The 2,449-nt window shown below is 73.6% G+C and carries 2 protein-coding genes and 1 pseudogene; 2 read left to right on the top strand and 1 reads right to left on the bottom strand.

Annotation, left to right across the window (positions count from 1 at the left end; all coding sequences use genetic code 11):
• Positions 1–234: 234 nt before the first annotated feature.
• A complete protein-coding gene (locus tag D471_RS42530) occupies positions 235–1,917 on the top strand; it encodes a protein kinase domain-containing protein (protein WP_017600128.1) in 1,683 nt (560 codons plus the stop codon).
• Here D471_RS42530 and D471_RS40905 read toward each other — a convergent pair.
• Positions 1,892–2,152, bottom strand: coding sequence for a hypothetical protein (locus D471_RS40905; protein ID WP_017600127.1), 261 nt, complete (start codon positions 2,150–2,152; stop codon positions 1,892–1,894). The genes D471_RS42530 and D471_RS40905 overlap by 26 nt on opposite strands.
• A 56-nt stretch (positions 2,153–2,208) precedes the next feature.
• Between D471_RS40905 and D471_RS0119310 the strand changes: the two are divergent.
• Positions 2,209–2,449 (top strand): annotated as a pseudogene (locus tag D471_RS0119310) (hypothetical protein); the annotation flags it as partial.

Here is a 2,449-nt window from a genome sequence, read left to right as displayed (position 1 = left end):
ACGGTCAGCGGCGCCCTCCCCCGCCGTGCGGGGAGACCCGCTCGTCCACCTCTGCGGCGGGATGGGTCCGCGGCCACCAGAGGCCGACCCGTCGGGCGACGATCGAGGTCATGCCCCAAGGGTCCCACGGGGCGGCGGGTGACCGGCTCGGGAGAGCACGAAACACCCGTGGGGGAACATCCGTTACGCTTCTCCCGCACCCCACCCTCCGCCCCCGGACTGAGAAACGGCCCCGTGGAACCCCTGCACCCCGACGACCCCCGAGAACTCGGGCGCTACCGGCTGCTGCGCCGGATCGGCGAGGGCGGCATGGGCGTCGTCTACCTCGCGGTCTCCACCGCCGACGACGGGCACGACCTGGCCGCCGTCAAGGCCGTCCGACGCGAGTACGCCGGGGACGAGGAGTTTTGGGCTCGGTTCACCGGCGAGGTGGACCTGGCCCGCCGGGTGCGGGGCCCCTACACCGCCCGGGTCCTGGACGCCGACACCGACGGCCCCACCCCCTGGCTGGCCACCGAGTACGTCCCCGGCCCGGCGCTGAACACGGCGGTACGCGGCAGCGGGCCGTTCCCGGAGGAGTCACTGCTGGTCCTGGCCGCCGGGCTGGCCGAGGCGCTGTCGGCGATCCACGCGGTCGGGCTGATCCACCGCGACCTCAAACCCTCCAACGTCCTGTTGGCCTCGCGCGGCCCCCAGGTCATCGACTTCGGCATCGCCCGCGCCACCGACGCCACCGCGCTCACCCGCACCGGCCAGACCCTGGGCACCCCCGCCTACACGTCGCCCGAGCAGGCCACCGGGGCCGACCTGAACGCACGCAGCGACCTGTTCTCCTTCGGCGGGGTGCTGGTCTTCGCCGCCACCGGCCGCCCGCCCTTCGGCACCGGCGACCCCGCGGCCCTGCTCTACCGCGTCGTGAACCAGTCCCCCGATCTGAGCGGGTTGCCCGACACCCTGGTCCCCCTCGTCACCGCCTGCCTGGCCAAGGACCCCCACGACCGCCCGGACCTGGACTCGGTGACGGCCGAACTGACCGGCACGGCGCTTCCCCGGGGGGATGACGACGCCACCGAGTGGCTGCCCGCGGCGGTCGCCACCACGATCCGCCACACCCTGGTGGCCGCGACCCGGGTCGTACCGACCACCGCCCCGCCCGAGGCGGACGAGCCCGCCTGGGAGAACCAGGAGCCCGAGGAATCCGAGGGGGAGGACCCGGGTGAGCGGGGCGGTCCCGACGAGGCTGCCCCCGAACCCGCGGCGCCACCCCCGCCCGAGCCGCTGGATGTGCGCGGCGTCCCGGACCAGGCATCGCCAGAGCCCGTCGAAGATGCGCCGGGGAGCGCGGCCGCGCTCCCGGATCCCGCGCGGGAAGCGGCGGAGCGCGTAGTCAAGTCCCCCGAACCCGGCCGGGACACGGACAGCTCCCCCAGCCCGGCGGTGTTCTGGACCGCGCTGGTCGCCTCGGTGGTCTCGGTGGTCGTTCTGGGTATGGCGCTGGACTTCTCGGAGGGCACGACGTCACAGGCCGAGACGGAACCGGAGGTCCGGGAAACCCCCGAGAGCATCCCTTCCGCCCCCGCCTCACCGAGCCCCGCCGAGGACGCACCGGCCTTCGTCCGCACGAGGGTCGAGGACACCGCCTTCCTGGACGACGAACGCTTCGTAGTTCTGACCACCGAGGGCGGACTCCACGTCTACGACCCGAACCAGACCGAGCCGGTCGATCAGCTCATCGCTCTGAACGAGGACTACGACTTCAGTTACTCCGAGCTATACGTTCCCCCGTACGGCTCCATGGTGGCCGCCATGGGCGACACGGCGAGTGGAGGCCCCGTCATCCATGTGTGGGATCTGACCCGCGCGCCACCCGCACGGCTCCGGCCCGGGGCCGTCACGTCACGCCGGTCCTCCCCCTGATCCGCTCCGTCAGGGCAGTCAGGGGACGGCTCCGGGCGACAGCCTCGCACCGGTCCGCGACCCGCTCGCGCAGGGTGCGGGGCGGCGGCGCCAGGTCGGGCGCCCCCTCGGCCTCGATCCGGGCGACGCGCTCCCGCAAGCGCTCCCTGACCTGGTCGGGGGTGTACGCGCGGCGCCTGCGCTCGGCCCGGGCGATCACGACACCGGTGGCGGCGACACCGACGAAGGCCGCCACGCCGATAGCTCTCCTCCATCGCATACGCCTACGCTAGCCCTGTGACGGAAGCGAGCATGTCCCTGGACCAGGCCCTGGCGGTCACCCGGACCGGCGACGCGTGGGTGTTCCGCGGCACGAGCGCGGCCGACCGGGCCATCCAGTTCGGCACGAACAGCCCGGTCAACCACGTCGGCATGACCCTCACCATCGAGGACCTGCCGCCGCTGATGTGGCACGCCGAGCTGGGGCGTTCGCTCGTCGACATGTGGACGGGCACCCACCAGCGGGGCGCGCAGCTGCACGACCTGCGCGACG

The organism is Nocardiopsis lucentensis DSM 44048 (assembly GCF_000341125.1).
In the GTDB taxonomy this organism is placed as follows: Bacteria; Actinomycetota; Actinomycetes; order Streptosporangiales; family Streptosporangiaceae; genus Nocardiopsis; species Nocardiopsis lucentensis.
This window is presented reverse-complemented; position numbering and strand designations above follow the sequence as displayed.